General features: G+C 35.8%; 19 protein-coding genes, 5 pseudogenes and 1 other annotated feature. Of the genes and pseudogenes, 6 read left to right on the top strand and 18 right to left on the bottom strand.

The annotated features are described in order from the left end of the window. Nucleotides 1-145 precede the first annotated feature (145 nt). Nucleotides 146-424 carry a YtzH-like family protein gene (locus MVE64_RS07390; RefSeq protein WP_247345157.1) on the top strand — a complete coding sequence of 93 codons (279 nt, stop codon included), beginning with the start codon at nucleotides 146-148 and terminating at the stop codon, nucleotides 422-424. Here the strand turns inward: MVE64_RS07390 and MVE64_RS07395 are convergent. From MVE64_RS07395 to thpR, 8 genes and pseudogenes are all read right to left on the bottom strand, one after another. Then, nucleotides 421-1,221, bottom strand: a complete 801-nt coding sequence (locus MVE64_RS07395) for a phosphotransferase family protein (protein WP_247345159.1) — start codon at nucleotides 1,219-1,221, stop codon at nucleotides 421-423. The two genes, MVE64_RS07390 and MVE64_RS07395, sit on opposite strands and share 4 nt — an antisense overlap. A 187-nt stretch (nucleotides 1,222-1,408) precedes the next feature. Next, nucleotides 1,409-3,536 (bottom strand): annotated as a pseudogene (gene pulA / locus MVE64_RS07400) (type I pullulanase). A gap of 88 nt (nucleotides 3,537-3,624) precedes the next feature. Further along, the gene (locus MVE64_RS07410) at nucleotides 3,625-3,990 is read right to left on the bottom strand and encodes a diacylglycerol kinase family protein (protein WP_247345165.1); all 366 of its coding nucleotides are present in this window, start codon (nucleotides 3,988-3,990) and stop codon (nucleotides 3,625-3,627) included. Continuing rightward, entirely contained in the window at nucleotides 3,956-4,522 is a 567-nt protein-coding gene (locus tag MVE64_RS07415; protein ID WP_247345168.1) for an acylglycerol kinase family protein, read from the bottom strand. Before MVE64_RS07415 ends, MVE64_RS07410 begins: the two co-directional genes overlap by 35 nt. A 168-nt stretch (nucleotides 4,523-4,690) precedes the next feature. Then, on the bottom strand, nucleotides 4,691-5,650 hold the full coding sequence (locus MVE64_RS07420) for a nuclease-related domain-containing protein (protein WP_247345170.1): 960 nt from the start codon (nucleotides 5,648-5,650) through the stop codon (nucleotides 4,691-4,693). Between the two features lie 114 nt (nucleotides 5,651-5,764). Beyond that, on the bottom strand, nucleotides 5,765-6,451 hold the full coding sequence (locus MVE64_RS07425; RefSeq protein WP_247345173.1) for an LrgB family protein: 687 nt from the start codon (nucleotides 6,449-6,451) through the stop codon (nucleotides 5,765-5,767). After that, nucleotides 6,448-6,834 (bottom strand): CidA/LrgA family protein, encoded by a 387-nt coding sequence (locus MVE64_RS07430; RefSeq protein WP_098794958.1) that lies wholly within the window; start codon nucleotides 6,832-6,834, stop codon nucleotides 6,448-6,450. The genes MVE64_RS07425 and MVE64_RS07430 overlap by 4 nt, the downstream gene beginning before the upstream one ends. Next, nucleotides 6,831-7,412, bottom strand: a complete 582-nt coding sequence (thpR, locus tag MVE64_RS07435) for an RNA 2',3'-cyclic phosphodiesterase (RefSeq protein WP_247345176.1) — start codon at nucleotides 7,410-7,412, stop codon at nucleotides 6,831-6,833. The genes MVE64_RS07430 and thpR overlap by 4 nt, the downstream gene beginning before the upstream one ends. Nucleotides 7,413-7,610: 198 nt before the next feature. Here thpR and cysK point away from each other — a divergent pair. Beyond that, a pseudogene (gene cysK / locus MVE64_RS07440) lies at nucleotides 7,611-8,539 on the top strand (cysteine synthase A). A 77-nt stretch (nucleotides 8,540-8,616) separates the two neighbouring features. Here the strand turns inward: cysK and pepV are convergent. Continuing rightward, nucleotides 8,617-10,011: a dipeptidase PepV gene (pepV, locus tag MVE64_RS07445; protein WP_247345179.1), complete on the bottom strand. Its 1,395-nt coding sequence runs from the start codon at nucleotides 10,009-10,011 to the stop codon at nucleotides 8,617-8,619. Between the two features lie 231 nt (nucleotides 10,012-10,242). Between pepV and MVE64_RS07450 the strand changes: the two are divergent. After that, nucleotides 10,243-11,548 (top strand): annotated as a pseudogene (locus tag MVE64_RS07450) (NCS2 family permease). A 55-nt stretch (nucleotides 11,549-11,603) separates the two neighbouring features. On the opposite strand, the gene map reads toward MVE64_RS07450, so the two are convergent. From map to MVE64_RS07465, 3 genes are all read right to left on the bottom strand, one after another. Continuing rightward, nucleotides 11,604-12,350 (bottom strand): type I methionyl aminopeptidase, encoded by a 747-nt coding sequence (gene map, locus MVE64_RS07455; RefSeq protein WP_247345181.1) that lies wholly within the window; start codon nucleotides 12,348-12,350, stop codon nucleotides 11,604-11,606. Between the two features lie 221 nt (nucleotides 12,351-12,571). Continuing rightward, entirely contained in the window at nucleotides 12,572-13,648 is a 1,077-nt protein-coding gene (locus MVE64_RS07460; RefSeq protein ID WP_281730464.1) for an ABC transporter permease, read from the bottom strand. 6 nt (nucleotides 13,649-13,654) lie between these two features. After that, the gene (locus tag MVE64_RS07465) at nucleotides 13,655-14,359 is read right to left on the bottom strand and encodes an ABC transporter ATP-binding protein (RefSeq protein WP_247345187.1); all 705 of its coding nucleotides are present in this window, start codon (nucleotides 14,357-14,359) and stop codon (nucleotides 13,655-13,657) included. 333 nt (nucleotides 14,360-14,692) lie between these two features. On the opposite strand from MVE64_RS07465, the gene MVE64_RS07470 reads away from it, so the two are divergent. Continuing rightward, nucleotides 14,693-14,914, top strand: coding sequence for a DeoR family transcriptional regulator (locus MVE64_RS07470; RefSeq protein ID WP_046590011.1), 222 nt, complete (start codon nucleotides 14,693-14,695; stop codon nucleotides 14,912-14,914). Nucleotides 14,915-14,991: 77 nt separating this feature from the next. On the opposite strand, the pseudogene MVE64_RS07475 reads toward MVE64_RS07470, so the two are convergent. The 3 genes and pseudogenes from MVE64_RS07475 to MVE64_RS28105 form a co-directional block, all read right to left on the bottom strand. Next, nucleotides 14,992-15,721 (bottom strand): annotated as a pseudogene (locus MVE64_RS07475) (pseudouridine synthase). Between the two features lie 334 nt (nucleotides 15,722-16,055). Continuing rightward, nucleotides 16,056-16,670: a lipid II flippase MurJ gene (locus MVE64_RS07480; protein WP_247345190.1), complete on the bottom strand. Its 615-nt coding sequence runs from the start codon at nucleotides 16,668-16,670 to the stop codon at nucleotides 16,056-16,058. 28 nt (nucleotides 16,671-16,698) lie between these two features. Then, a pseudogene (locus MVE64_RS28105) lies at nucleotides 16,699-17,690 on the bottom strand (oligosaccharide flippase family protein). A 169-nt stretch (nucleotides 17,691-17,859) separates the two neighbouring features. Here MVE64_RS28105 and MVE64_RS07495 point away from each other — a divergent pair. Together MVE64_RS07495 and MVE64_RS07500 are read left to right on the top strand one after the other, a co-directional pair. Next, nucleotides 17,860-19,125, top strand: coding sequence for a BaiN/RdsA family NAD(P)/FAD-dependent oxidoreductase (locus MVE64_RS07495; protein ID WP_247345199.1), 1,266 nt, complete (start codon nucleotides 17,860-17,862; stop codon nucleotides 19,123-19,125). Between the two features lie 79 nt (nucleotides 19,126-19,204). After that, nucleotides 19,205-19,390, top strand: coding sequence for a sporulation protein Cse60 (locus tag MVE64_RS07500; RefSeq protein WP_098794947.1), 186 nt, complete (start codon nucleotides 19,205-19,207; stop codon nucleotides 19,388-19,390). 46 nt (nucleotides 19,391-19,436) lie between these two features. Here MVE64_RS07500 and MVE64_RS07505 read toward each other — a convergent pair whose 3' ends face one another. The 3 genes from MVE64_RS07505 to MVE64_RS07515 form a co-directional block, all read right to left on the bottom strand. Beyond that, nucleotides 19,437-19,760: a rhodanese-like domain-containing protein gene (locus tag MVE64_RS07505; RefSeq protein ID WP_247345202.1), complete on the bottom strand. Its 324-nt coding sequence runs from the start codon at nucleotides 19,758-19,760 to the stop codon at nucleotides 19,437-19,439. Between the two features lie 250 nt (nucleotides 19,761-20,010). Next, on the bottom strand, nucleotides 20,011-22,425 hold the full coding sequence (gene leuS, locus MVE64_RS07510; RefSeq protein WP_247345205.1) for a leucine--tRNA ligase: 2,415 nt from the start codon (nucleotides 22,423-22,425) through the stop codon (nucleotides 20,011-20,013). A gap of 100 nt (nucleotides 22,426-22,525) precedes the next feature. Next, nucleotides 22,526-22,755 (bottom strand) — a binding site (T-box leader). A gap of 120 nt (nucleotides 22,756-22,875) precedes the next feature. After that, the gene (locus MVE64_RS07515; RefSeq protein WP_247345207.1) at nucleotides 22,876-23,652 is read right to left on the bottom strand and encodes a 3-hydroxybutyrate dehydrogenase; all 777 of its coding nucleotides are present in this window, start codon (nucleotides 23,650-23,652) and stop codon (nucleotides 22,876-22,878) included. Nucleotides 23,653-23,663 lie beyond the last annotated feature (11 nt).

Here is a 23,663-nt window from a genome sequence, read left to right on the forward strand (position 1 = left end):
CTTTCATTTCAATAAAAAGACTGACCTTTATCAAGTCAGTACCTAAGTGAAAAAATTGATTTTCTTATAATAAGACTTACTTGTATAATTTTACTTAATAAACACAAATTAAAGGTATATGGCTTATTTAAAAGGAGTGTTAATTTTGCCAATTCAATACCAGGATCAGGTAAACTTATTAAAAGATATTTTATCAGATCATCAAAGTGAATGCTGTGGAACTGTAGCAGAGTGTGAACAGCTAGAAAGAGTCATTAAATCTCTTATGGTTCATTCAAATACGAATCAACAATCAATGGAACTGCTTGAAGATATATATAACTATAGCCAAACGGGCAAATATTCAGCATCATTAGATCAACATATTGAATCACATCAAAATCAATTATCACAATGGATTAATGATATTGATACCTATTCTTAACGGTTTTTTATTTTATCAAGTATGATTCTGATATGCTCAACCCAGTTTTGCTTTTCTTTTTCGTTTTCTTTTGCATGGTACCATAAAAAAGAGGTTAAAGCTTGCAATAGCACATACCAATAAATTCTGGTTGTTAGGTGCTCGTCCAGCTCCAAACCGTATGATAAAAGCCATTCTGTCCAATCAGCTTCATCGATATACCAGTAAAGTAAAATGCCTATATCAATAGCAGGATCAGCAATCATAGCTCCATCCCAATCAACTAAATATAATTGATTATCCTCAGATAGAAGCCAGTTATTATGGTTCACATCACAATGGCACACAACTTGGTCATTACATTGAACATTTGGCAATTGTTTAACTAAGAGCTCTATAGCTTCAGTAATTTCAGGAATATCGAATCCTTCAAAAGCAACTGCTTGCCAAATATCTTCAATTATGGAGTTTGGAGTGAGCGGTTGCTTTCCTAATCTTCGCAGCATATCTAAAAGCTCTTTTGAACGATGAATTTTATGCAACAATTCAGCAACATTTTGCCCATTCATTTCCTTTGGCTTTAGCTCGCGGCCAATTAGGCGGTGTTGTGCTGTAATCACATCACCGTTTTCCATCCGCTTTGTCCACACTAATTTTGGAACGATGCCTTCTGCAGAGAGTACGGCTAAAAATGGAGAACTGTTTCGCTTTAAAAAAAGCTCCTGCCCTTCTTTTGTTGCAAAATATGCATCTCCTGTTGCTCCTCCAGCAGGTGTAATTTTCCACTCGCTACCTAATACTTGTTCCAACCAGTTCACCTTCAATTTCAACCCAACATTTCGTATAAAAATTTATGAAAAAGTTATCTTTAGATTCTTACAATAGTAAAAAATAATCGCTAATATAAAAAGGATAGCTATTAGTGATTATAGACTCTTTGCACTATAGCCATCCTATTAAATTTTAGCCTCTTAGACTAAGACTAGTCAAGCAAAACTAAAAATCCTAGTTTTTACAAAAAACATATGTTCCAATTTCTCTTATCTCTATTTTATTATCTACATCTATAGGTTGATCGAGCAGAATACTAGAAGGACTAACAATCTGTTTCCATCCCTTATTTCCAGGTAGTTTAAATTGATACGATTTATTACAATGAGGATGATGAATCACAACTAGTCTTTCCCATGGACCATAGGCTCCTACATTCTCTATTTCATAAGAAAGAAGATGAGGATAATCATTAAAATAGACATGTTTGTTTATCAATTCTTGAGATGATAATCGAAACCCTCCATGGAGTTTTCTTAGCTTGATCAACCCTTTAATATACTCAACATTTTCTTTTTGTTTTGATCTTTCATCCCAATTTAGATGGTTGATTTCGTCAGGAGAGTTATAACTATTTTCTACACCATTTTTTGTTCGGAAAAATTCTTGACCACCATGCAGAAAGGGGATGCCTTGAGATAATAGCACAATGCTTGTTGCTAACCGATGTCTTGCCTTTCTTATTTCTTCACTTTCAGCATCTGCAAAAGTTAAAAAGCGATCCCACATCGTATGATTATCATGTGACTCAACATAATTAATTGATTGATGAGGTTCATGAAACATAGTAGGTGACCCAGTTATAAGTGCTTTCATCTGCTCGAGAGTATCAAGGTTTTCATATACAAACCCGCGATCATGAACACTGAATGTACTCCCTTTAATCACATCCCTAAACTGGTCATTAAAAAAGCTTATCGTTGGCAGCTTATGGGCATTTGGAATGATTGCTTTTTCTACATAAGGTAATGGAGTAAGCAAATCCCATCCTTCTCCTAATAAAATAGCATCTTCTTTTATCTGTAGAACTTCCTTCTGAACCTCATTCATTGTCTTAACATCAAGAATGCCCATTAAATCAAAACGGAAACCATCAATATCAAACTCATTCATCCAATACTTTACACAATCTGCAATAAACTTTTTGACCATCAAACGTTCCGAGGCAAGATCATTTCCTACACCTGTTCCATTAGAAGGCATTCCATTTTCATCATGCCTGAAATAGTAACCCGGTAATAACTTTTCAAATGAAGAATTTTCTTTGGAATAAACATGATTAAAAACTACATCAATAATAACTCTTAAATTTTGTTTGTGGAGAGATTGGATAAGTGTTTTGAGTTCTATTATTCGCTTATATGGGTTTTCAGGTGCTGCAGAATAACTCCCTTCTGGAGCGAAGTAATGAAGAGGGTTATAGCCCCAGTTATATGCTTCGAATGGTTTTTGTTCATCAACTTCCTCAAAATCATTTACAGGCAACAATTCAATGTGTGTAACACCTAATTCTTTCAAATAGGATATACCTGTAGAATCGCCTTGACTATTTTTTGTATTTAACTCCGTCCACGCGTCATATTGCCCTTTATTTTTCATCCCGCTATTTTCATGAATAGAAAAATCTCGAACATGAACCTCATAGATGATGGTATCCGTTTTCTGGTTAAGAGCAGGCGGAATAATAATTGGTACATTTGTTAAGCTTTGATCAATAATAATACCGTATTCTCCATTAATTGAGACCGCTCTTGCGTATGGATCAACTGCCTCATTCCACACAAGATTTATACAAGCTAGAAACGTATAATAATATCCTTCAAAATCACCATCAAGTGTAATCGACCATGTACCTTTTTCACATCGAATCATATGGAAATTATCAACTTGTGTTCCATCGCTTCGATAAATTCGAAGTTTTACAATGGTTGCTGTAGAATTCCCAGACTTTCCACTCTGTTTTTTCCTTAGTATAATTTGCCCCTAAGTCATTGCCATCATAATAAAATTTCTTATCGAATTCATCCGACCGAATGACAGCTCCTATTTGTAAATCTGTTTCTAAACCATCTTCATCACTAATGATATAGGTTTTCCCAAATGATAGTGGGTTCGATAAACTACAGACATATTTTATTTGTTTTCCAATATCAATTTTTTCTACTATTGATAGAGCCTCGTGATTTTGATCAATCTTTATAAAAAAAGTTTTATTTTCGCTATCAAATTCCTTAGGCATAATAACTGCAATTTCATTCATTTTATCTAAAAAGGCTTGGAATCTCCTATTAATACTCAGCATGATGAGCACCCCCATATGAGAGTTTTTGTTGTTAATTTAGAACAATTTTTAACTAATGGTAGAATTCTCAAAGTTAACACTATAACATCTATAAGATACATGCCTTATGTGATTCGCTAATCTTGATGATCACCGAACTTTCTCCTATTACATCTCCATCAGCATGAACAAGTCGAATAGAATCAGTCTTAACTGTGATCTCCTTGCAAGAGAGTTCCTCAATAAACTCATTTTTTGTTTTGTTTCTTACCTTAGTCAATAATAATAAAGGTAGTAATTTAAGCCTTTTAGCTTCTTTTATGATTAAAACATGTAAATTTCCATCTCTAGTAGTAGAACGATTAGAAACGATGATGAACCATACTGAATCAAACTCCAAGGGTTGCTCTTGATCTATTTCAAGAGATATTGAAAAGAATTCATAATTCCATAATACCTTTAATAATCCCGACAATAAACCTGACATGCCCTAAAATGGGCAAATCTGACTTTGTCTTTACCACCATTTTTTCTTGACTCAGTATGCTGGCGTCTAGACCTATACCTACACGATTGAAGAAATAATTCTTCCCACTCTTTCCTTCAACACGATATTCCCCTAAATAATATCCTTTTAAAGGTGCGTTCCAGCGTTGAAATAAATGTTTTATAGCTTTTTTGGGATCAGAGGATAAAGAGAAATTGGTCAATGATTTATTTCTACTTCCTGTATAAATAAAGCCCATCTGTATTTTATCAAATGAACTTAAACCGTTTACAATTTCGTTAATTGTGCCTTCTCCACCTATCCCAATAACAGTTTTTAGACGGTAGTCTTGGATTGTGGCAATTTGTCTGGCAAGAGCCTCCGCATGTCCAGGATATTCTGTATAGAAAGAACGAAAAGATACTTTTCTTTTTTCAAGTTCTTTCTTAACTTTTTTCCATATTTTACTTCCTCTACCATAACCAGATTCCCGGTGAATAATCAAAAATAATACACTCATATTGAAGCTCCATCTTGTTCATAGTTTATGTATTTGTTAGTTTTGTGTTCATGTCCCATTTATTAGGTTTTCATTTTAAATCATGCGCTTTTTTGGAAATAAAATAAAGGACAAAATATCCTCTTGTCCTTCATTTTATATACATTTAAAATTGGGTATTAGTTACTTTTATGTTGTTTCATTCCATTCGCTTCGGTTAAATGAGTTGGTTAAACAGTGGGATAAGAGAACTTGTGCTGCTTTTAACTGAGTGTGCTTTAAAGGCGCTGATGAGGTTCTTAGCCTTTGAAACCATTCTTCATAATTTCTCTTATCTAAAATCGTAATATCATGTGGAGCAAAGGGATAGTCAACATAACCGTTGCGACTTATAATTAATTTTTTAACTGAAATATCAATATCTTGTGAACGAATTAATTTTTTTACAACCGTACCCGTTCGATTTAAACTAAGCACAGGATTTAATAACTTGCGTTCAGCTTCCCCTCTTCGTGCTGTCCAAAATTTCTCCTTTGACCCGATAAAAACAGTTTCAGGTAATTGTTCTACAATTGTTAAACAATAAATTTCCGTTGTTCCAATTAAGATAATATCCAATTCTACTGGTGCATTTTTCAATTTAAAAACAGGACGATAAAGTAGTAAATAATGATCGGGAAGACGTTTCACAAAATAAGGCAATAACTGATCTCGATAAATAGCATGATCAACAGAGGATTTCTCACGAATTGTTGAACTTGCCCATCGAATTTGAAAACGAAAAATATAATCTAAAAATAAATGCTTTAAGTCCTCATGTGTCTTTGGAATGGTCGTAAATTGAAACTGTAATTCATCATCATCTAAAGCCGAATCATTTACTAAAGGTTTAATCATTTGTTGCTCTTGTTCTACCTTTGAAAACCTTTTTTTAAATTTCTTTATAAAAGTAGATTTCTCATCTTCTTCTTCACGTTGGTTATCAGGCGTTTCACTTACCTTCATAACTGTATGGAACATGTTATTCTCCCAGGCCTGAAATACCTTTTCCCATTGCTGTTTCTTTAACCGTATGAATTGACTTGGGTAACGATAAGCATCTAATTCATAGCGGGATATATAATCAAAAAGCTTAATGATTTGCGCCAAACGCTGAACAACTCCTATTTTGCTGTTTTAAAAACTTAGTTACTACAAAGGCAGTATGCCACTAGTCGTAAACTGATGGTCCCCTGGTGTTGTAGCCTCTTTCGTTATTTCTCTTTATAAAAATAAGGATAAAAGTATTGGACAAAGAATGCTAGTAAATATTGCACTTAGCGTCATTGAAATTGAGCTTATGGCTCCTTCAACAGTTCCCATCTCTAATGCTCTTGCCGTTCCAATCCCATGTGAAGCAGTCCCAAAGCCTATTCCCCTTGAGATTGGTTGTTTTATTTTAAACAAATTCATCAAGTAAGGTCCAAACATTGCTCCGGAAATTCCAGCAATCATTACATAAACAGCTGCAAGAGTCGGCGTTCCTCCCACCATCTCACTTATGTCCATAGCTATTGGGGTCGTAACAGATTTAGGTGCTAACGAACGCAATAGTTTTTCGTCTACATTAGTTAGCAGACTCATGATAATACCACTACACACACCAATTAGCGCACCAATGAAAACACTAGTAAAAATACTTAATATGTTACGCTTTAAAATCTCCCGATGATCAAAAAGTGGAATTGCAAAAGCAACAACCGCAGGACCCAATAGATGCTCAATCCATTGACCACCAATCATATATGAGCTATAAGATATTTTAGCTATAAGAAGAATAATGACAATAATCAGGCTGGACGTAAAGATTGGTACTAAAATCGGGTGCGAAAATTTCGTGTAGAGTCTCCTCATAAGACTAAAAATAAGTAAAGTTATCAAAATAAAAAATAACCCTATTAAAAATGTCATAAAGATAGCTCCTTTTCTTTATGAACTTTCTTCCCTTTTGCCAAAAGAACATCACTTATATAAGCTGAAGCCACCATAACGATCATCGTACTGCTAAATGCAATGAATAAGGTAATAATGCCAAATCCTTTAAATATATTAAGATAATCAATAATTCCCACAGTTGCAGGAATAAATAATATCGGCAAATTTTTCAAAAGAAATGATCCCCCGGAAGAAAACCAATTCCTTTTAATCAATTTAAAATGGAAAGCAAGAAATAATAAAACCATTCCAATCAAGCTTCCTGGAATGGGAAGTTTAATAAGTGCCCGTATTCCTTCACCTATACTATAAATTCCATATAGACAAGTAATTTGAAGAATCAGCTTAACGTATTTCATTCTCTTACACTCTCCAAAGTTTGCAAAAGAAATGTTTCAACCACCTCATACTTTGGAATTTTATTCAAATTTGTTTGATACAGATGAATTTTCTCCACTTTAAAATGAGATGAACTTCCTTCAAAAGCATGATCCAGTTGTGACCATTTTCTAAAAGGCTCTTCTGACTTCCATTTTCTAGCTAACGTAATGTGTGGACGAAAAGGCTTTTTATCAAGCTGAAACCCCACTTCTTGACATCTGTCAAACACTTGTTTTTGGAACTGCTGTAGATTCGTTGATTCTTTTAAACCTGCCCAAAAAATTCTTGGAAAATCAGGCTTACCAAAAACGTCGATTCCTTTTAAAAACAATTCATATTGTGGAACAAATTGAACAGTCTGTTTGATTTTGTCGACTAATAACTCTAATTTCTCATCTTCCCCTACATCACCTAAAAAAGCTAATGTAATATGATAATCATTTGGATGGACCCATGATTGAAAGGGCAATTTATTTTTATAGGTTGTAATCCAATTTTGAATAAGCTGTTGATGATGTTCTTCAATAGGTACAGCAATAAAATAATGTTTTTTCATAGCAGCCCCCAATGTTATTCAAGATAATTTTATTTTATCCCACATATCCAAGCTTTAAAAGGGCGATTCATATACAATGCGTTCAGCAGTTGCTATACTGTTAACTGTCTATATTATAAAATAAGTGATTTAGTAAGAATACTACGTAACAAGGTTTTCATATAACAACCTTATATAAAAGAAAAAGGACGTGGCAACATGAAAATTGCAAATAACGTATCAGAGCTTATCGGAAATACACCTCTAGTTAAGTTAAATCGTTTAAACCCAGAAAATGGTGCATCGATATATTTAAAGCTTGAATTCTTTAACCCAAGTGGAAGTGTAAAAGACCGAGCAGCTTTCAACATGATCGTTGAGGCAGAAAAGCAAGGCTTATTAAAGCCAAATTCAACGATTATTGAGCCAACTAGTGGGAATACCGGAATTGGAATTGCAATGAACGCGGCTGCAAGAGGCTATAAAGCGATCCTTGTTATGCCTGACACGATGACAAAAGAACGTATTAACTTGCTTAAAGCTTACGGAGCAGAAGTAGTTCTAACTCCGGGACACGAAAGAATGCCAGGATCAATAAAGAAAGCTGAGGAGCTAGCTAAACAAATTCCTGATTCATTTATTCCGATGCAATTCGATAACCATGCAAACCCTGATGCTCATAGACATACAACTGCAAGGGAGATTATCGAGGCACTTGATGAAATCGGCAAACCACTCTCAGCATTTATTGCGACAGCTGGAACTGGCGGTACCATTACAGGTACAGGTGAAGCCTTAAAAGAGCATTATAAAAATGTAACAGTCCATGTTGTTGAGCCTGCCGGTTCTCCTGTCCTTTCAGGTGGTAAACCTGGAAACCATAAGCTAGTTGGGACAAGCCTGGATTTATACCACCTATTTTAAATCAAGATGTATATGATGAAATTTTCAAAATTGAAGACGAACAAGCGTATGACATTACAAGAAGATTAGCACGTGAGGAAGGACTGTTAGTTGGGCCTTCTTCAGGAGCTGCATGCTATGCCGCAATTGAAGTTGCAAAACGTCTAACACCTGATGATGTTGTTGTTTGTATCACTTGTGATACAGGTGAAAGATACTTATCAAGTGATGTTTTCTCATTTTAAAAAGGGAAAAGAAATTTCCCTTCCCCGTGCTGTCGAGATGCCTCGACAGCTTTTTTCTTTATTCTCACAAACAAGCTTTATTTTGCTAATTCATATATTGCTTGTGCATAAATGGCTGTTGCTTTCAGCAAATCTTCAATGTCAATATATTCATCCTTTTGGTGAGCAACATCTGGTCTACCTGGAAATAAAGGTCCAAAAGCAACACCAGCTTCTAATGATCTCGCATAAGTTCCTCCACCAATCGCTATAAGCTCCGCATTTTCTCCGGTTTGTTCTTCATACACTTTTTTCAACGTTTGAATAAGGGGATGATTTTCCTCCACATAGTGTGGTTTCGAGTCATCAAATGATACTAATGTAAAGCCTTCTACATGGTTTATTTCAGTTTTTATTATTTCAGCATTTCCTGAAACAGGATAACGTATATTTACTCCAAATTTGCCTAGCTGGTCTTTAGTGTATTTCATCACACCAAGATTAACTGTTAGTTCCCCGCTAACTTCATCAGAAAATGCTATGTTGAGCTTATGACCGCGCGTGTCATCTAAGAAATAATGAACAATCGCTTGTATATAATTTTCGCCTTTTTGATCAAGATTCAGATTATGTAAAAATTCAGCTAACAAAATGCCCGCATTCGTACCATTGTTAGGCTCCATTGCATGTGCTGAGACACCTTCAACAGTTAAACTTATCGTTTGCTCTTCAATCGTAGCCTGTCCACTTATATTTTTGTCATGAATAAATGATTCAAATTGTTTCATGATTTCATTGTTATGATGAGATGATAAAACAGCTTTAGCAAAGTCTGGAACCATATTATATCTTCTCCCAGACTCAAAGGAATGAAGAACAATATCTGATGGTAAATCAGTGAAAGATCCATTTTGTTCGATCGTTAAATCAATAATTCCTTTTTCAGCAAAAATAATCGGAAAATCCGCATCAGGGGCAAAGCCTAACTCTGGCATCTTCTCATGCTTAAAGTAATGATCAACACAGCGCCATTCACTTTCCTCATCTGTTCCGATAATCATGCGAACATTTTTACTTAACGGTAATTGCAAATCTTTCACAATTTTCATCGCATAAAATGCTGCAATTGTTGGACCCTTATCATCCATCGCACCTCTTGCAAAAATTTTCCCATCACGAATCTCTGCACCATAAGGTTCACTTGTCCAGCCATCACCTTCTGGAACAACATCAACATGACATAATATTCCTACAACCTCTTCACCATTTCCTTTTAATTCAATATGACCTGCATAGCCATCAACATTTTTAGTAGTAAAGCCAGCTTCTTCTCCTAAATGTAAGAGATGAGAAAATGCCTTGTGAATTCCTTCTCCAAACGGAGCATCACTTGTTATAGAGTCTTCATCCAATACACTTTTAATCTGTAAAAATTCCTGTGTATCTTTTATAAGACTCTCTCTTCTTTTCTCAACTTCTTCGTTCCAATTCATGTATAATCCTCCTGCTATATTATTCATTATTCTATTATCATACTAACACGTGCCTTCATGAAAAAGTATGTTGAGTATTAAAAAAAATCTATTTGTTAGTTTTTATCTTTTTGTCACAAAATATAAATGGATTGTTAGGAACAATGTGAAGAAAACTATTGCAATATAAATTAAAAACGAATATTATTATAAATGTTTTGAAAAAACGTTCGTAAAAAATCGGAGGTACATATGTTTAAGTTATCAGAAAACAGAACAAATGCCCGAACCGAAATTTTAGCTGGAATCACAACGTTTTTAACTATGGTATATATCGTTGTCGTGAATCCAATTATTTTGGCAGATGCAGGAGTTCCATTCGACCAAGTCTTTACAGCAACAATCATTGCGACAATAATAGGTACACTTTGGATGGCCTTATCAGCAAATTATCCAATTGCGATTGCACCGGGGATGGGATTAAATGCATACTTTGCCTATTCCGTTGTTGGAGCAAATGAAAATATTTCATATACAACAGCCTTCTCTGCTGTTTTTATTGCCGGAATACTTTTTGTCATCCTTTCGCTAACTCCGTTTCGAAAGAAATTAATTGAAGCAATACCGAGCAATTTAAAGCATGGAATCACAGCTGGTATTGGTCTTTTCATTGCTTTTATCGGTCTTCGTTTAACTGGAATTGTCACAGCAGATCCAAACAATTTAGTGGCATTAGGTGATCTTCACTCTCCATCTGTTGTGTTAGCATTGATTGGCTTGGCTATAACATTAATATTAATGAGCCTAAATGTTCATGGTGCGTTATTCGTTGGTATGGTTATTACCGGGATTATCGCCTTTTTCACAGGTCAATTATCATTTGATCAAGGAATTATGTCATTCCCAAGCTTGCCTGAAGGATTGATTATTACAAATCCATTTTCAGCTTTAACAGATGTCATATCACATGGCTTATATGCCGTTGTATTTTCTTTCTTACTTGTAACCATTTTTGATACAACAGGAACAATGATTGGTGTGGCCCAACAGGCAGGCTTTATGAAGGGCAATGAATTACCAAGAGCTCGCAAAGCGCTACTAGCAGATTCAGCTGCAACAACAATTGGTGCAATGTTTGGAACAAGTCCAACTAGTGCTTACATTGAATCTTCTGCAGGTGTTGCAGCAGGGGGAAGAACAGGCTTAACAACGTTAACCGTTTCAGCCCTATTCGGTCTTACATTATTTTTCAGTCCTTTAATTGGAGCAGTTTCAGGGATCTCAGCAATTACGGCACCAGCATTAATTATTGTCGGGAGCTTAATGATGGAAATTTATTGCAGAAATCAATTGGAAAGAGCTTGACGAAGCGTTCCCGGCCTTTTTAGTTGTTTTAAGCATGCCACTAACATCAAGTATTGCTACTGGAATTGCACTTGGCTTCATTTCATATCCATTAATGAAAATTGCAAAAGGGAAATGGAAAGAAGTCCACATTTTTGTTTATATTTTTGCCGTTCTCTTTTTCATTCAACTAGCCTTTATTGGAGGGCACTAAAAAAAGCGAAATGAATCGATTGATTCATTTCGCTTTTTTTATTAGAAATTTATCGTTATTGTTTCGTTAAAATAATTGGACCGTCTTTTGTTATCGCAATTGTGTGTTCATATTGTGCCGATAAACTTCCGTCTATTGTTCTTGCTGTCCATTTGTTATCGTCCATTTTCGACTCCCATGCCCCGATATTCACCATCGGTTCAATGGTAATAACCATACCTTCTTTAAGGCGTTGACCTTTATTAGGCTCACCATAATGAAGGACTGTTGGTGGTTCATGAATCGTTTTTCCAATTCCATGACCTGTAAAATCTCTAACAACTGAATACCCTTCACCTTCAACATAAGATTGAATAGCGTGACCAATATCTCCTAGTCTGCTTCCAATAACAGACTGTTCAATTGCCTTGTTTAAGGCTTCCTCCGTAACATGTAATAGATTAGCTGCTTGTGGTGAAACATCTCCTACAGCATACGACCAGGCTGAGTCAGCAAGTGCACCATTCAAATTTACAACCATATCAATTGTGACGATATCACCATTTTGTAATGGGGTGTTTCTCGGGAAACCATGGCAAATTTCATCATTTATTGATGCACATGTTGCAAATTCATAACCTTTGTAGCCTTTTTGTTCAGGGGTTGCACCATGTTTTTTTAGATACTGTTCTACAAATGCATCAATTTCAAGTGTTGTGATACCTGGCTTGATTCTTTTCGCAATTTCTTTATGACAATTTGCCAGCAGTTGACCTGCTTTATGCATGAGTTCAATTTCTCGTTTACTTTTTAAAATAATCACCTTAATACCTCCGATTAGTCCGTTGCCTACGTATGTATAATATGTAATAGCTATTTGTATGCTGCTCCCTTAAAAAAATGTAAGCTTTTTCTATATATAGCCTAGCACGAATTAAGAAAAAGTTCTAACTGATTGAGCTCTTTTAAAGCAAGATAGTAAACACTGTTGACAAACTAGCTACTAAGATTACGATGCAAACACCTGGGTAAACAAATCGGTTTTCACATTTTTTCTGGTATAAACATATAATCCTTTTCTCCATAGTCAACTGACAGATATGGGTTCTGTTTAACGATTTCTTTAAACATCAGTACAATCCATTCTCTAAAGAAAAAGTAAAAGACGATTGTTACTAACCATTTTATCCATATAGGTGTAGTGAATATGATAAATGATGTAACAGATATAACCTGAAAATATTGTAGTAGATTCCCTATATCACGAAGAAATGATTTCATAAACAGCTCTGTTACCCCATTTTCAGGTGATCTTTTCTGAAAAATTCTTGCGGATTTCCTCCATAATATCCAAGACCTTTTCTTTTGCTTTTTTACATGTGGCATTGTGACTTCTGGATTCACAGTAAACATAAACTTTATATATTTCACTTTATTTTTTTGTTCTTTTTCAACATCATCATAGAATGTTTTAATTTGAGATTGATATTCCTTCACTTGCCATAATGATAAACAGAAAAAAATGAGAGCAATACCTATAATTAACGGATTAATAGGTTTAAAGATAATAGCAAAACACAAAATCAAAATGAAAAAGGTAACAACTAAATCAATGATCAGCTTCTTCCAGAATCCAAACTTGTAGACAGCTTGTTTGTAGGTTGTAAGAAATAAATTTAAACTAAGAAAGAATACCGAAGTAACAAGTAACTGATAAAAAGTTAGATTATCGTAATGATTTAATAACGGATATAACCACACAAAAAGCAGTAACCACTTAAGAAGTAGTAAGATCCAAGAATAAATGACCCCGATATACCTTATTTCCGTCATAATCTCTGAAAATTGTAATAGTGTAAGTTGATCGGCTTCTTCCATAAACGTTCGAATGGTACCTTGCCAGCACAACAAAAAACAAAAAAGAAAAAGAACTTCATATGGCACTCCCTCAAGCCAATCCGGCAACGAGTTCCACCAGGAGTAATAGGTTATACCTAAAAAAGCCAAGAATGGGATAAGAAGATAAACAATGATCGTCCAATCAAAAACAGTACGAATAATGTTAAATTGATAAAGCCAATCTTGTTTCAAGCGCCTCCACCAAATTGTGCTTCCTCTCATTTTTCTTTACCTGCCTTCCTCAACTTTATTGAAGCAGTCAAGTAAAGAAGCGCCGGGTAGGTCTGTACTTACCTGAATTTCCTCAAGTGTTCCTTGAGCGACCATTGTACCCCCTGATACTAGTAAAAACCGATCACATATTTTTTCAGCTGTGTCTAAAACGTGAGTTGACATTAAGATAGCGGCACCGCGATTTTTTTCTTCTTCCATGACAGTTAAAAACATTTTAGTAGCACTCGGATCTAGACCTATAAAAGGCTCATCAACAATATAATAATCAGGTTGTAAGACAAGAGCTTGTATGATCATTACTTTTTGCTGCATTCCTTTGGAAAAGGTGGATGGCATCTCATGTTTCACTTTTTCCATTTTAAAAGATTTTAAGTAGAGATTAGCTCTTTCTATTAAAATCCTATCACTGATTCCATTAACTGCAGCTAGGAGGTCCAAATGCTCCCACAATGTTAAATGATCATAGAATATAGGTTTTTCAGGTATATATGCATATTTGCTTAATGGTTGCTTGTATATCGCTCCTTTCACATATTCCATTACACCCAATAAAGTCTTTATTGTTGTACTTTTACCTGCACCATTTGGACCGATTAAACCAATCCATTCTCCTTTATGTAAATGAAAATCAATTCCCTGAATAACAGGATGTTTTTCTTCATAGCCTGCTTCTTCAATTTTCACTGCTAAAATACTCATTTTTGATCCTCCTTGTTCATTTAATACGCTCGGTAGATGGAAAAAGATTCAAAAAACTAAAAAAAATCCACTTTATTGTCATACTATTCAGAACGATAGGCATATAGATTTATTGTGTTAAGTACGCGCGTGCTTGTTTATCTTAAAATAAAAATGTTAATATTGTGTAAATTGAAACTTTTCTATGGATTATTACTGTCGAAATCGTGTAAAATATTGTTGTAACGTTTTACCGCATAAAACTAAATATGTATGAAGTGACATCTGAAAGAGCAGTCATCGAAAGGTTGTAGTAGGCATAGCCAGTGCGATCAAACGATAAGGAGTGGTTTTTTGAAACCTTCAACAAACCGTATGCTAACCAGAATCAAATCAGTCTACATGTTTATTAATGAGCGGGGAACTGTGACGACACAGCAACTCGTTGACGAATTTGGTATTACACCGAGAACCATACAACGTGATTTAAATGTGTTAGCATATAACGATTTGGTTCACAGCCCAACAAGAGGTAAATGGGCCACTACAAAGAAGAAAGTTAAGATGTCTTCGTAAGATCAAAAATAAACATTCCTATATACATAAAATAAGGAACCTTATGATCAAGGTTCCTCCTTTTTGCCTAAATGTTTTTATAATTCTATCGGTTTAGCATTTCTTAATGCCTCTATTTCTTCATCTGTTAGATCGCGATATTCCCCTATTTTTAATTCATCCTCATCTAAAACAATTGGTCCCATCGATATTCTTTTTAAATATGTTACTTTTTTCCCAACAGATTCAAACATACGTTTCACTTGATGGAATTTACCTTCTGTTATGGTAATATGAATGGTCGATTGATTCCCCGCTGTTAGAATTTCAAGTATAGCAGGCTTTGTTAAATAACCATCATCCAATGTTACACCATTCTTAAATGCCTCGATGTCCTCTTCAGTTACTTCACCTAATATGACTGCATAATATGTTTTTGGAACATGTTTTTTTGGTGACAGCAGTTGATGTGAAAGTTGTCCATCGTTCGTCAAAAGCAATAAGCCCTTCCGTATCTTTATCAAGGCGACCGACTGGAAACGGTAGATAAACAGCATCTTCCATTTCCAATAAATCAATGACTGTTTCTTGATATTCATCTTCTGTTGCGGATAAATATCCTGCCGGCTTATTCATTAGTAAGTAAACGAATTCTTTGTATTCAACTTTTTCTTCATTTACTGTAATGTGTTGATTATCAGGATCCACATGTGTTTTTGGGTCCTTTATTGGTTCTCCTTCAACCTTTACAGCTCCTGTTTTAAGTAATTGTTTTACTTCTTTTCGGCTTCCAAAGCCGATATTTGCTAATAGTTTATCAATTCTCATATTACGTAAGACTCCTTAACGGAACTAGATTTTTTTATTAAGTCAATTTGTTGATATTTTGTGTTTTTTTCACTTAACCTAAGAACAGGTCCGTTCCATTGCGCTCCAGACAATTGCTTTCCGCGGGGAGGAAGCTGAGCCTCCTCGGCTTTGCCTGCGGGGTCTCAGCCTTTCCTCTAGCTCCCGGAGGAGTCAATTGTCTTCCGCTTCATTCCACTATAGGTTTAAGATTATATTTTAAAGCATAAAACTTGACGGAAACAACCTTTATCAAAAAAACTCGGAGGATCCGAGTTTTTTACAGTTATCTTTAACTAATCTCATTTAATTCAACCTATTCGACTGATCTTTTTTTATTTGGCAAAAAGCGGTTTAGGCGGTTTCCTAATAATTTTTCTAACAAATGAGATCGATATGTTAAGTAGGCATATGTTGCTCCGCCAATTGCGACGGCAATTCCAACAACAATAACAGCATTCAAACGACTATCTGTGTAATTAATAAAAATACTTAGTAAAGAAAATACCACGGAAACAACAAGTCCCATAAAGATACATAGTATTGTAATTAATACCGACCTCTTTATTAATAGCCTAAAGGAATAACCTGCATGACGTTTAATCATTGCAAATCCATAGATTAACGATATAATGTAGCCTGCTGCCGTTGCGATAATTGAGCCTACTCCTTCATATAGCTCAATTAACGTAACGTTTAGAGAAAGCTTCACAATTAAACCTATGACTAAGCTAATCACCGCTAGCTTTTGTTTATTAATACCTTGTAAGATTGCTGCATTCACTGTAAAAAGAGAGAAAAGCAATGCTACAGGGGCATACCACATTAAAATATGCTTCCCAATTTCTTCTGATGTTCCCGCGTAGAACACATTATAGGCTGGTCCGGCTAAAACAGAAAGACCAATCACAGCAGGTAAAACAAGCAACATAATCACCTGTAAAGTTTGATCAATCTGTTTATGTAGTAAGCCCCCGATTATTATTTGAGAAAGATTCTGTAATAGTTGGAATCAGTGTTAACCCAAATGCTGTAGCTAATGATACCGGAATCATCACTAACTTCGGCACATAAAGAAGTAACACAGAAAACATATCCATTGTATATGACTGTTCCGTTCCAGTACTTAACATCGCACGGTTAAAAGTCAACGTATCGATGTAATTATAAATAGGAATTGCCAATCCAACAAAAACAAATGGACCAGCATAACGAAATACTTCCTTAAACATTCTGCCGAGTGGCATTGGTTCAGCTTCAATTGGATTGTCCTGCATAGCTAAGAGTGTACCCTTTCGTTTCACCCAATAGATAAACAAAACAACTAACCCGCCTACTGCTCCAACAAACGCAGCAAATGTAGCATAGCCAACTGCCAAAACAAGTCCACCATTTAATACATTCATCACGATGTAAGTGGAAACTAACAAAAAGACAATTCTGACAAGCTGTTCAACAACCTGCGAAACTGCTGTAGGTCCCATAGATTGGTGCCCCTGAAAGAAGCCCTTATTAAGCTCATTAGTGGAACAATAATAAGCGCAATGCTCACCATTCTGATGACGAGAGTTGCATCTTCAACGGTTACTCCATTCAGCTCTCTTTCAGCAAGTGCAGCAATTGCAAACCATGGTGCCAGCATATATAAGATAGCAAAAGCAAGTAAGCCAGTTATGAGCATAACAAGTATGCCTGCCTTAAACATCCTTCGGCTCGTTTGATAATCCCCTAAAGCATTATATTTTGAAACAAATTTAGATACTGCTGCTGGAAACCCTGCTGTTGCAACACTTAAGAAAATTGTATATTGTGCATAACCTGCATGAAACAATCCTCCACCAGTTGTTCCCACCATCGCAGCAAAAGGAATTAAATAAATCATTCCTAAAATTCTTGATATGTATGTACCTAATGTTAATACGAACGTTCCTCGTAGCAAATTATTAGACATTTTTCTTACTCACCATTCTTCTCTATGAAGATTCAACTTTTCTATTTTACCATAAACCCGCATATATACCATAAGCATTGTGATTCATCATTATTTTTCATCACTTTTTTACTTTTTAGGTCTTTCAGATATAATATGATAGCAGACATGTGAAAAAGGTGTGGATTAGATGAAATATGATGTAGTTGTGATTGGTGGGGGTCCATCAGGATTAATGGCTTCCATTGCTGCAGGAGAAAAGGGAGCTCGTGTGCTTCTTTTAGATAAAGGAAATAAACTAGGAAGAAAGCTTGCCATATCAGGTGGTGGTCGTTGTAATGTAACAAATAGATTACCAATCGATGAGATCATTAAACATATACCTGGAAATGGCCGTTTTTTATATAGTGCTTTCTCAGAATTCAGCAATGAAGATATTATCCGTTTTTTTGAAAATCTAGGTATTCAATTAAAAGAAGAAGATCATGGTCGAATGTTTCCCATTACGGACAAAGCGCAATCTGTCGTTGATGCACTAATTAGTGAATTAAAGCGTTTAAACGTGGAAATACGTACAAATGAACCTGTAAAAGATGTGATATATGATGAGGAAAAGGTAACAAGCATTGAACTAGTTAACGGTGAAACAATTTTAACAAAGGCAGTTGTACTAGCTGTTGGCGGAAAAAGCGTGCCACATACCGGGAGTACAGGTGATGGATATGCCTGGGCTGAAAATGCCGGACATACGATTACGGAATTGTTTCCAACTGAAGTACCCATTACATCAAATGAACCATTTATTCAGGAAAAAGCTCTACAAGGACTCTCTTTACGTGATGTGGCACTAAGTGTTCTTAATCCGAAAGGGAAAACCATTATTACCCATAAAATGGATATGATATTCACTCACTTCGGAATATCAGGCCCCGCTGTTTTAAGATGTAGTCAATATGTAGTCAAGGCTATGAAAAAGTTCAAAACAAATTCGATTACTGTTAGTATTGATGCCCTGCCTGATCAAAATGAGGAACAGCTTTTTCAATCAATAGTTAAAGATTTAAAACAAGATTCAAAAAAAGCGATAAAAAACGTGTTAAAAGGATTGCTACCTGAACGGTATTTACTCTTTTTGTTGGAAAAAAATCAAATTGATTCGTTAGTTACGTATGATAATCTATCAAATGAAAAATTGCGCTCTTTTGTACAAGATTGCAAGCAATTTCAATTTCAGGTCCATGGTACACTATCAATTGAGAAAGCCTTTGTAACCGGAGGTGGTGTATCAGTAAAAGAAATTCACCCGAAGGAAATGTCATCCAAACTAAAAGCAGGGTTATATTTCTGTGGTGAGATACTAGATATACACGGTTATACAGGTGGCTATAATATTACATCAGCTTTAGTAACCGGCCGACTTGCTGGAACAAATGCTGCTATTTACTCTAAAGAATAAAATCACTTCTCCATTCTAGTAATAAATTTAGACAAGTTGTCATACAAATTATTAAAATGGAAATTAGGAAGTGATCATGATGTTAAAAGTGGCGCTTTTTGATGAAGAACACGAAAAAGATTTAGAAGAAGAAATCAATGGATTTCTAGCAAACCTTGGAGAAAATCAGGTTAGAGATATAAAATTCAGCGTATCGGTATCCATAGACGAGGATGGAGAACAAATCTATTGTTACTCAGCTCTTGTTATTTACCGGGAAAAGTAAAATAAAAAACTGCTCGTCATTTATATAAGACAAGCAGTTTTTTATTTTAAGCTAGTTGACTCTTCGGCTTTGTTTCACCTTTATAATCAAGCATTCCACCAGTCATGTTAACAACATTGTAGCCTTTGTCTTGTAAATAAGCACAAACATTTCCACTTCTTCCACCTGAGCGACAAATGTAAATCGTTTCTTTCTCTTTATCAAGTGCATCTAAATGCTCCGGAATATCATTCATACGAATATGCTTAGCTTGTGGAATCATGCCTGCTTCTACTTCTTCGTCTTCACGAACATCTATTAGCTCAAGCTTTTCCCCATTTTCTACTCTTTTTTGTACCTCTTCAGGAGAAATTTCTTTAAATTCAGACATTATGTACACCCTTTCAGTTTTAATAGTTGCATTATATCAAAGTAGTTTGTGAGGTGCTAGTTTGCTGAATTTCTTTATTTGATGCTTTTAGAGATATATCTGATATTTTGCTTTATTTATTAGTCAATATATATGATTTATTTGCTGATTTTGACCAAATATTAGTTTTTCGACAATCCACGACATACACAAACAAGCACAAACAAGCCCGACTCACACTGAGCCGGGCTTGCCAATTCCAAATCACGTACTAGTTCGCCACAATATTCACAAGCTTACCAGGTACGGCAATGACTTTACGTATTGTTTTTCCTTCTACATGTTCTTTCACACGGTCATCGTCCAGCGCAATTTGTTCTAACTGATCTTTTGTAACATCTTTTGCTACTAAAAGTTTTGCACGGACTTTTCCGTTTACCTGAACAACGATCTCCACTTCATTTTCAACAAGTTTCGCTTCATCAAATGATGGCCATGCTTCATAAGAAATCGTGCTGCTGTGGCCTAATTTGCTCCATAGCTCTTCAGCTAAATGAGGTGCGATTGGCGATAGAAGTTTCACAACACCTTCCACATACTCTTTTGGAAGCACTGTTTGTTTGTATGCTTCATTTATGAAGACCATAAGCTGTGAAATAGCTGTATTAAAGCGTAGTCCTTCCAAATCTTCTGATACTTTTTTCACCGTTTGATGATAAACGCGTTCAAGTGCATCGCTTGTTTCATCAACAACCTTTGGACTTAACTCACCATTATCTTCAATGAATAAACGCCATACGCGATCTAAGAAACGTCTTGCTCCATCAAGACCTGTTGTCGACCAGGCAATTGATGCTTCTAATGGTCCCATAAACATTTCATAAAGACGAAGTGTGTCCGCACCATGTGATGAAACAATCTCATCCGGATTCACAACATTTCCTTTAGATTTACTCATTTTTTCATTGTTTTCACCAAGAATCATTCCTTGGTTAAATAGCTTTTGGAATGGCTCTTTCGTTGGAACAACACCGATATCATATAAAAACTTATGCCAAAAGCGAGCGTACAATAAGTGAAGAACTGCGTGCTCTGCTCCACCGATATAAATATCAACAGGTAACCATTGCTTTAACTTTGCATCATCTGCAAGAGCTTCGCTGTTTTTTGGATCGATGTAACGTAGGTAATACCAGCAGCTTCCAGCCCATTGCGGCATTGTATTTGTTTCACGACGACCTTTTTTACCTGTTACAGGATCAACAACATTTACAAAATCATCAATAATTGCAAGTGGTGATTCCCCTGTTCCAGATGGTCTAATTTCTGTTGTTTTTGGTAATACAAGTGGAAGTTCTTCTTCTGGAACAGCAGACATTGTACCATCTTCCCAATGAATAATTGGAATTGGCTCACCCCAATAACGTTGACGGCTGAATAACCAGTCACGAAGACGGTAAGTTACTTTCTTTTCACCTTTTTTGTTTTCTTCAAGCCATGCGATCGCTTTTTCAATTGCTTCTTGTTTGCCAAGTCCGTTTAAGAAATCAGAGTTAACGTGTTCACCGTCACCAGTGTATGCTTCCTTCGTCACGTCTCCACCACTCACAACTTCTTTAATCGGAAGATCAAACTTTACAGCAAATTCATAGTCGCGCTCATCATGTGCAGGAACTGCCATAATCGCACCAGTACCGTAAGTTACAAGTACATAATCTGCAATCCATATTGGCATTTTTTCACCGTTTACAGGGTTAATAGCATAAGCACCTGTAAATACGCCTGTTTTATCTTTTGAAAGCTCTGTACGTTCTAAATCACTCTTATGTTTTACTTCGTCAATATAGGCCTCAACTGCTTGTTTTTGATCCTCAGTTGTAATTTTTTCAATAAAAGAATGCTCTGGAGCTAAAACAGCGTATGTTGCACCAAATAATGTATCAGGGCGAGTAGTGAAAACAGTAAATGTTTCATCATGTCCCTCAATATCAAATGTTACATGAGCACCTTCAGAACGGCCGATCCAGTTACGCTGCATATCTTTAATGCTTTCTGGCCAGTCAACGTCTTCTAAGTCTTCAAGAAGACGGTCAGCATATGCTGTAATTTTCAGCATCCATTGCTTCATTGGACGTCGCTCAACTGGATGACCTCCACGCTCACTTTTCCCATCAATCACTTCTTCATTTGCTAAAACGGTACCTAACGCAGGGCACCAGTTTACAGGTACTTCATCTACATAAGCCAAACCTTTTTTATAAAGCTGCAAAAAGATCCATTGAGTCCATTTGTAATATTCAGGATCTGTTGTATTTACTTCGCGATCCCAATCATAGGAAAACCCTAGTGCTTGAATTTGTCTTCTGAAATTATCAATGTTTTGCTTTGTAAATTCAGCAGGGTCATTTCCTGTATCAAGCGCGTACTGTTCAGCAGGTAAACCAAATGCATCCCACCCCATTGGATGAAGAACATTATACCCTTGCATACGTTTCATACGAGATAAAATGTCTGTTGCTGTATATCCTTCAGGATGTCCTACATGGAGGCCCGCTCCTGATGGATATGGGAACATGTCCAATGCATAGAACTTCGGTTTTTCTGTATCTTCTGTTGTTTTAAATGTTTTATTATGTAACCAATAATCTTGCCATTTCTTTTCAATCTCTTGATGATTGAAGCTCATCTGTTTTCCTCCTTAAAGCTTGCTCTTAATTTATTTTATAACCTGTTGAACGGGTCAAAGCTTTCTAAAGTCCATAAAAACGAAAAAACCCCGCATCCCAAACAGGGACGAGAGGCTTAATTCCCGTGGTACCACCCAACTTTGGCATAGTGTGATTATGCCCACTTTGACATCCGTAACGTGGATAGACGACAAATATTACTTGATATATTTCTCTTTCACATTTGTAACTCAAAGGCGAGTTCATTAGCAAAAACTGGTTGACTCTCACCATCCGTCAACTCTCTGAGCACATTTTTACTAATTACTATTCCTTTTCTCCGTTCATTTCGTATATAGATTTAAGATTATTTTATATAAATTTGTCGTGATATGCAAGTATAGGCATCATTTACGATTTTTCTTTCAACATAAAGAGACTTGCGAACATTCACGCAAGCCCCATTTCTACTATTGAACTGTATATCCACCATCTATTACGACCGCCTGACCTGTTACTCCACCAGCCTTTTCACTAGCTAAGAAAATCGTATAGTCTGCAACTTCTTTTACAGAGAGCAGCCTTTTTTGCGGAATAAGCGGATACAAAACCTCTTCTAATACATTTTCTAAAGGTACATTTCTTGTATCAGCAAGATCTTGAAGTTGATTTCGCACAAGCGGAGTATCTACGTATCCAGGGCAGATTGCATTAACGGTGATTCCATGTGGTGCTCCTTCCAAAGCAGTCACTTTTGTTAACCCAATAACTCCATGCTTTGCACTATTATAGGCAGCCTTACCAGCAAACCCTATTAATCCGTTAATAGATGACATATTTATAATTCTTCCAAACTTTTGTTCTTTCATAATCGGAAAAACATGTTTTGTAGCGACAAAAGGAGCTACGAGCATAACTTTTGTTAGCAACTCGAATTTTTCAGTCGGAAAATCCTCGATATGAGCAACATACTGTAGACCTGCATTATTTATTAGCGTATCAACTCTTCCATAATGCTCCTTCGTTTTTTTCACAACATCAATAATGTCTTGTTCTTTTGTTACATCACATTCAAGTCCAATCACATCATAGCCTTGATTTTGCAATTCTTTTGTACTCATTAAAACCTGCTCTTCATTCAAGTCTGTTAATACAACCTTTGCTCCTTCTAACGCAAAAGCTCTAGCCAGTTCAAAGCCTATGCCTTGTGCTGCTCCTGTTAGTAGTACTACTTGAGCCTGAACCAAAATAACCAACC

It is taken from the genome of Metabacillus endolithicus, assembly GCF_023078335.1.
In the GTDB taxonomy this organism is placed as follows: domain Bacteria; phylum Bacillota; class Bacilli; order Bacillales; family Bacillaceae; genus Metabacillus; species Metabacillus endolithicus.

Coding starts and splice junctions, on each gene's coding strand:
- MVE64_RS07500 (WP_098794947.1), top strand. CDS start 19,205: ATGTTAAAAGTGGCGCTTTTTGATGAAGAACACGAAAAAGATTTAGAA.
- MVE64_RS07460 (WP_281730464.1), bottom strand. CDS start 13,648: ATGAGAGGAAGCACAATTTGGTGGAGGCGCTTGAAACAAGATTGGCTT.
- pepV (WP_247345179.1), bottom strand. CDS start 10,011: ATGAATTGGAACGAAGAAGTTGAGAAAAGAAGAGAGAGTCTTATAAAA.
- MVE64_RS07465 (WP_247345187.1), bottom strand. CDS start 14,359: ATGAGTATTTTAGCAGTGAAAATTGAAGAAGCAGGCTATGAAGAAAAA.
- MVE64_RS07430 (WP_098794958.1), bottom strand. CDS start 6,834: ATGAAATACGTTAAGCTGATTCTTCAAATTACTTGTCTATATGGAATT.
- MVE64_RS07415 (WP_247345168.1), bottom strand. CDS start 4,522: ATGAGTGTATTATTTTTGATTATTCACCGGGAATCTGGTTATGGTAGA.
- MVE64_RS07495 (WP_247345199.1), top strand. CDS start 17,860: ATGAAATATGATGTAGTTGTGATTGGTGGGGGTCCATCAGGATTAATG.
- MVE64_RS07505 (WP_247345202.1), bottom strand. CDS start 19,760: ATGTCTGAATTTAAAGAAATTTCTCCTGAAGAGGTACAAAAAAGAGTA.
- MVE64_RS07480 (WP_247345190.1), bottom strand. CDS start 16,670: ATGTTGCTTGTTTTACCTGCTGTGATTGGTCTTTCTGTTTTAGCCGGA.
- thpR (WP_247345176.1), bottom strand. CDS start 7,412: ATGAAAAAACATTATTTTATTGCTGTACCTATTGAAGAACATCATCAA.
- leuS (WP_247345205.1), bottom strand. CDS start 22,425: ATGAGCTTCAATCATCAAGAGATTGAAAAGAAATGGCAAGATTATTGG.
- MVE64_RS07425 (WP_247345173.1), bottom strand. CDS start 6,451: ATGACATTTTTAATAGGGTTATTTTTTATTTTGATAACTTTACTTATT.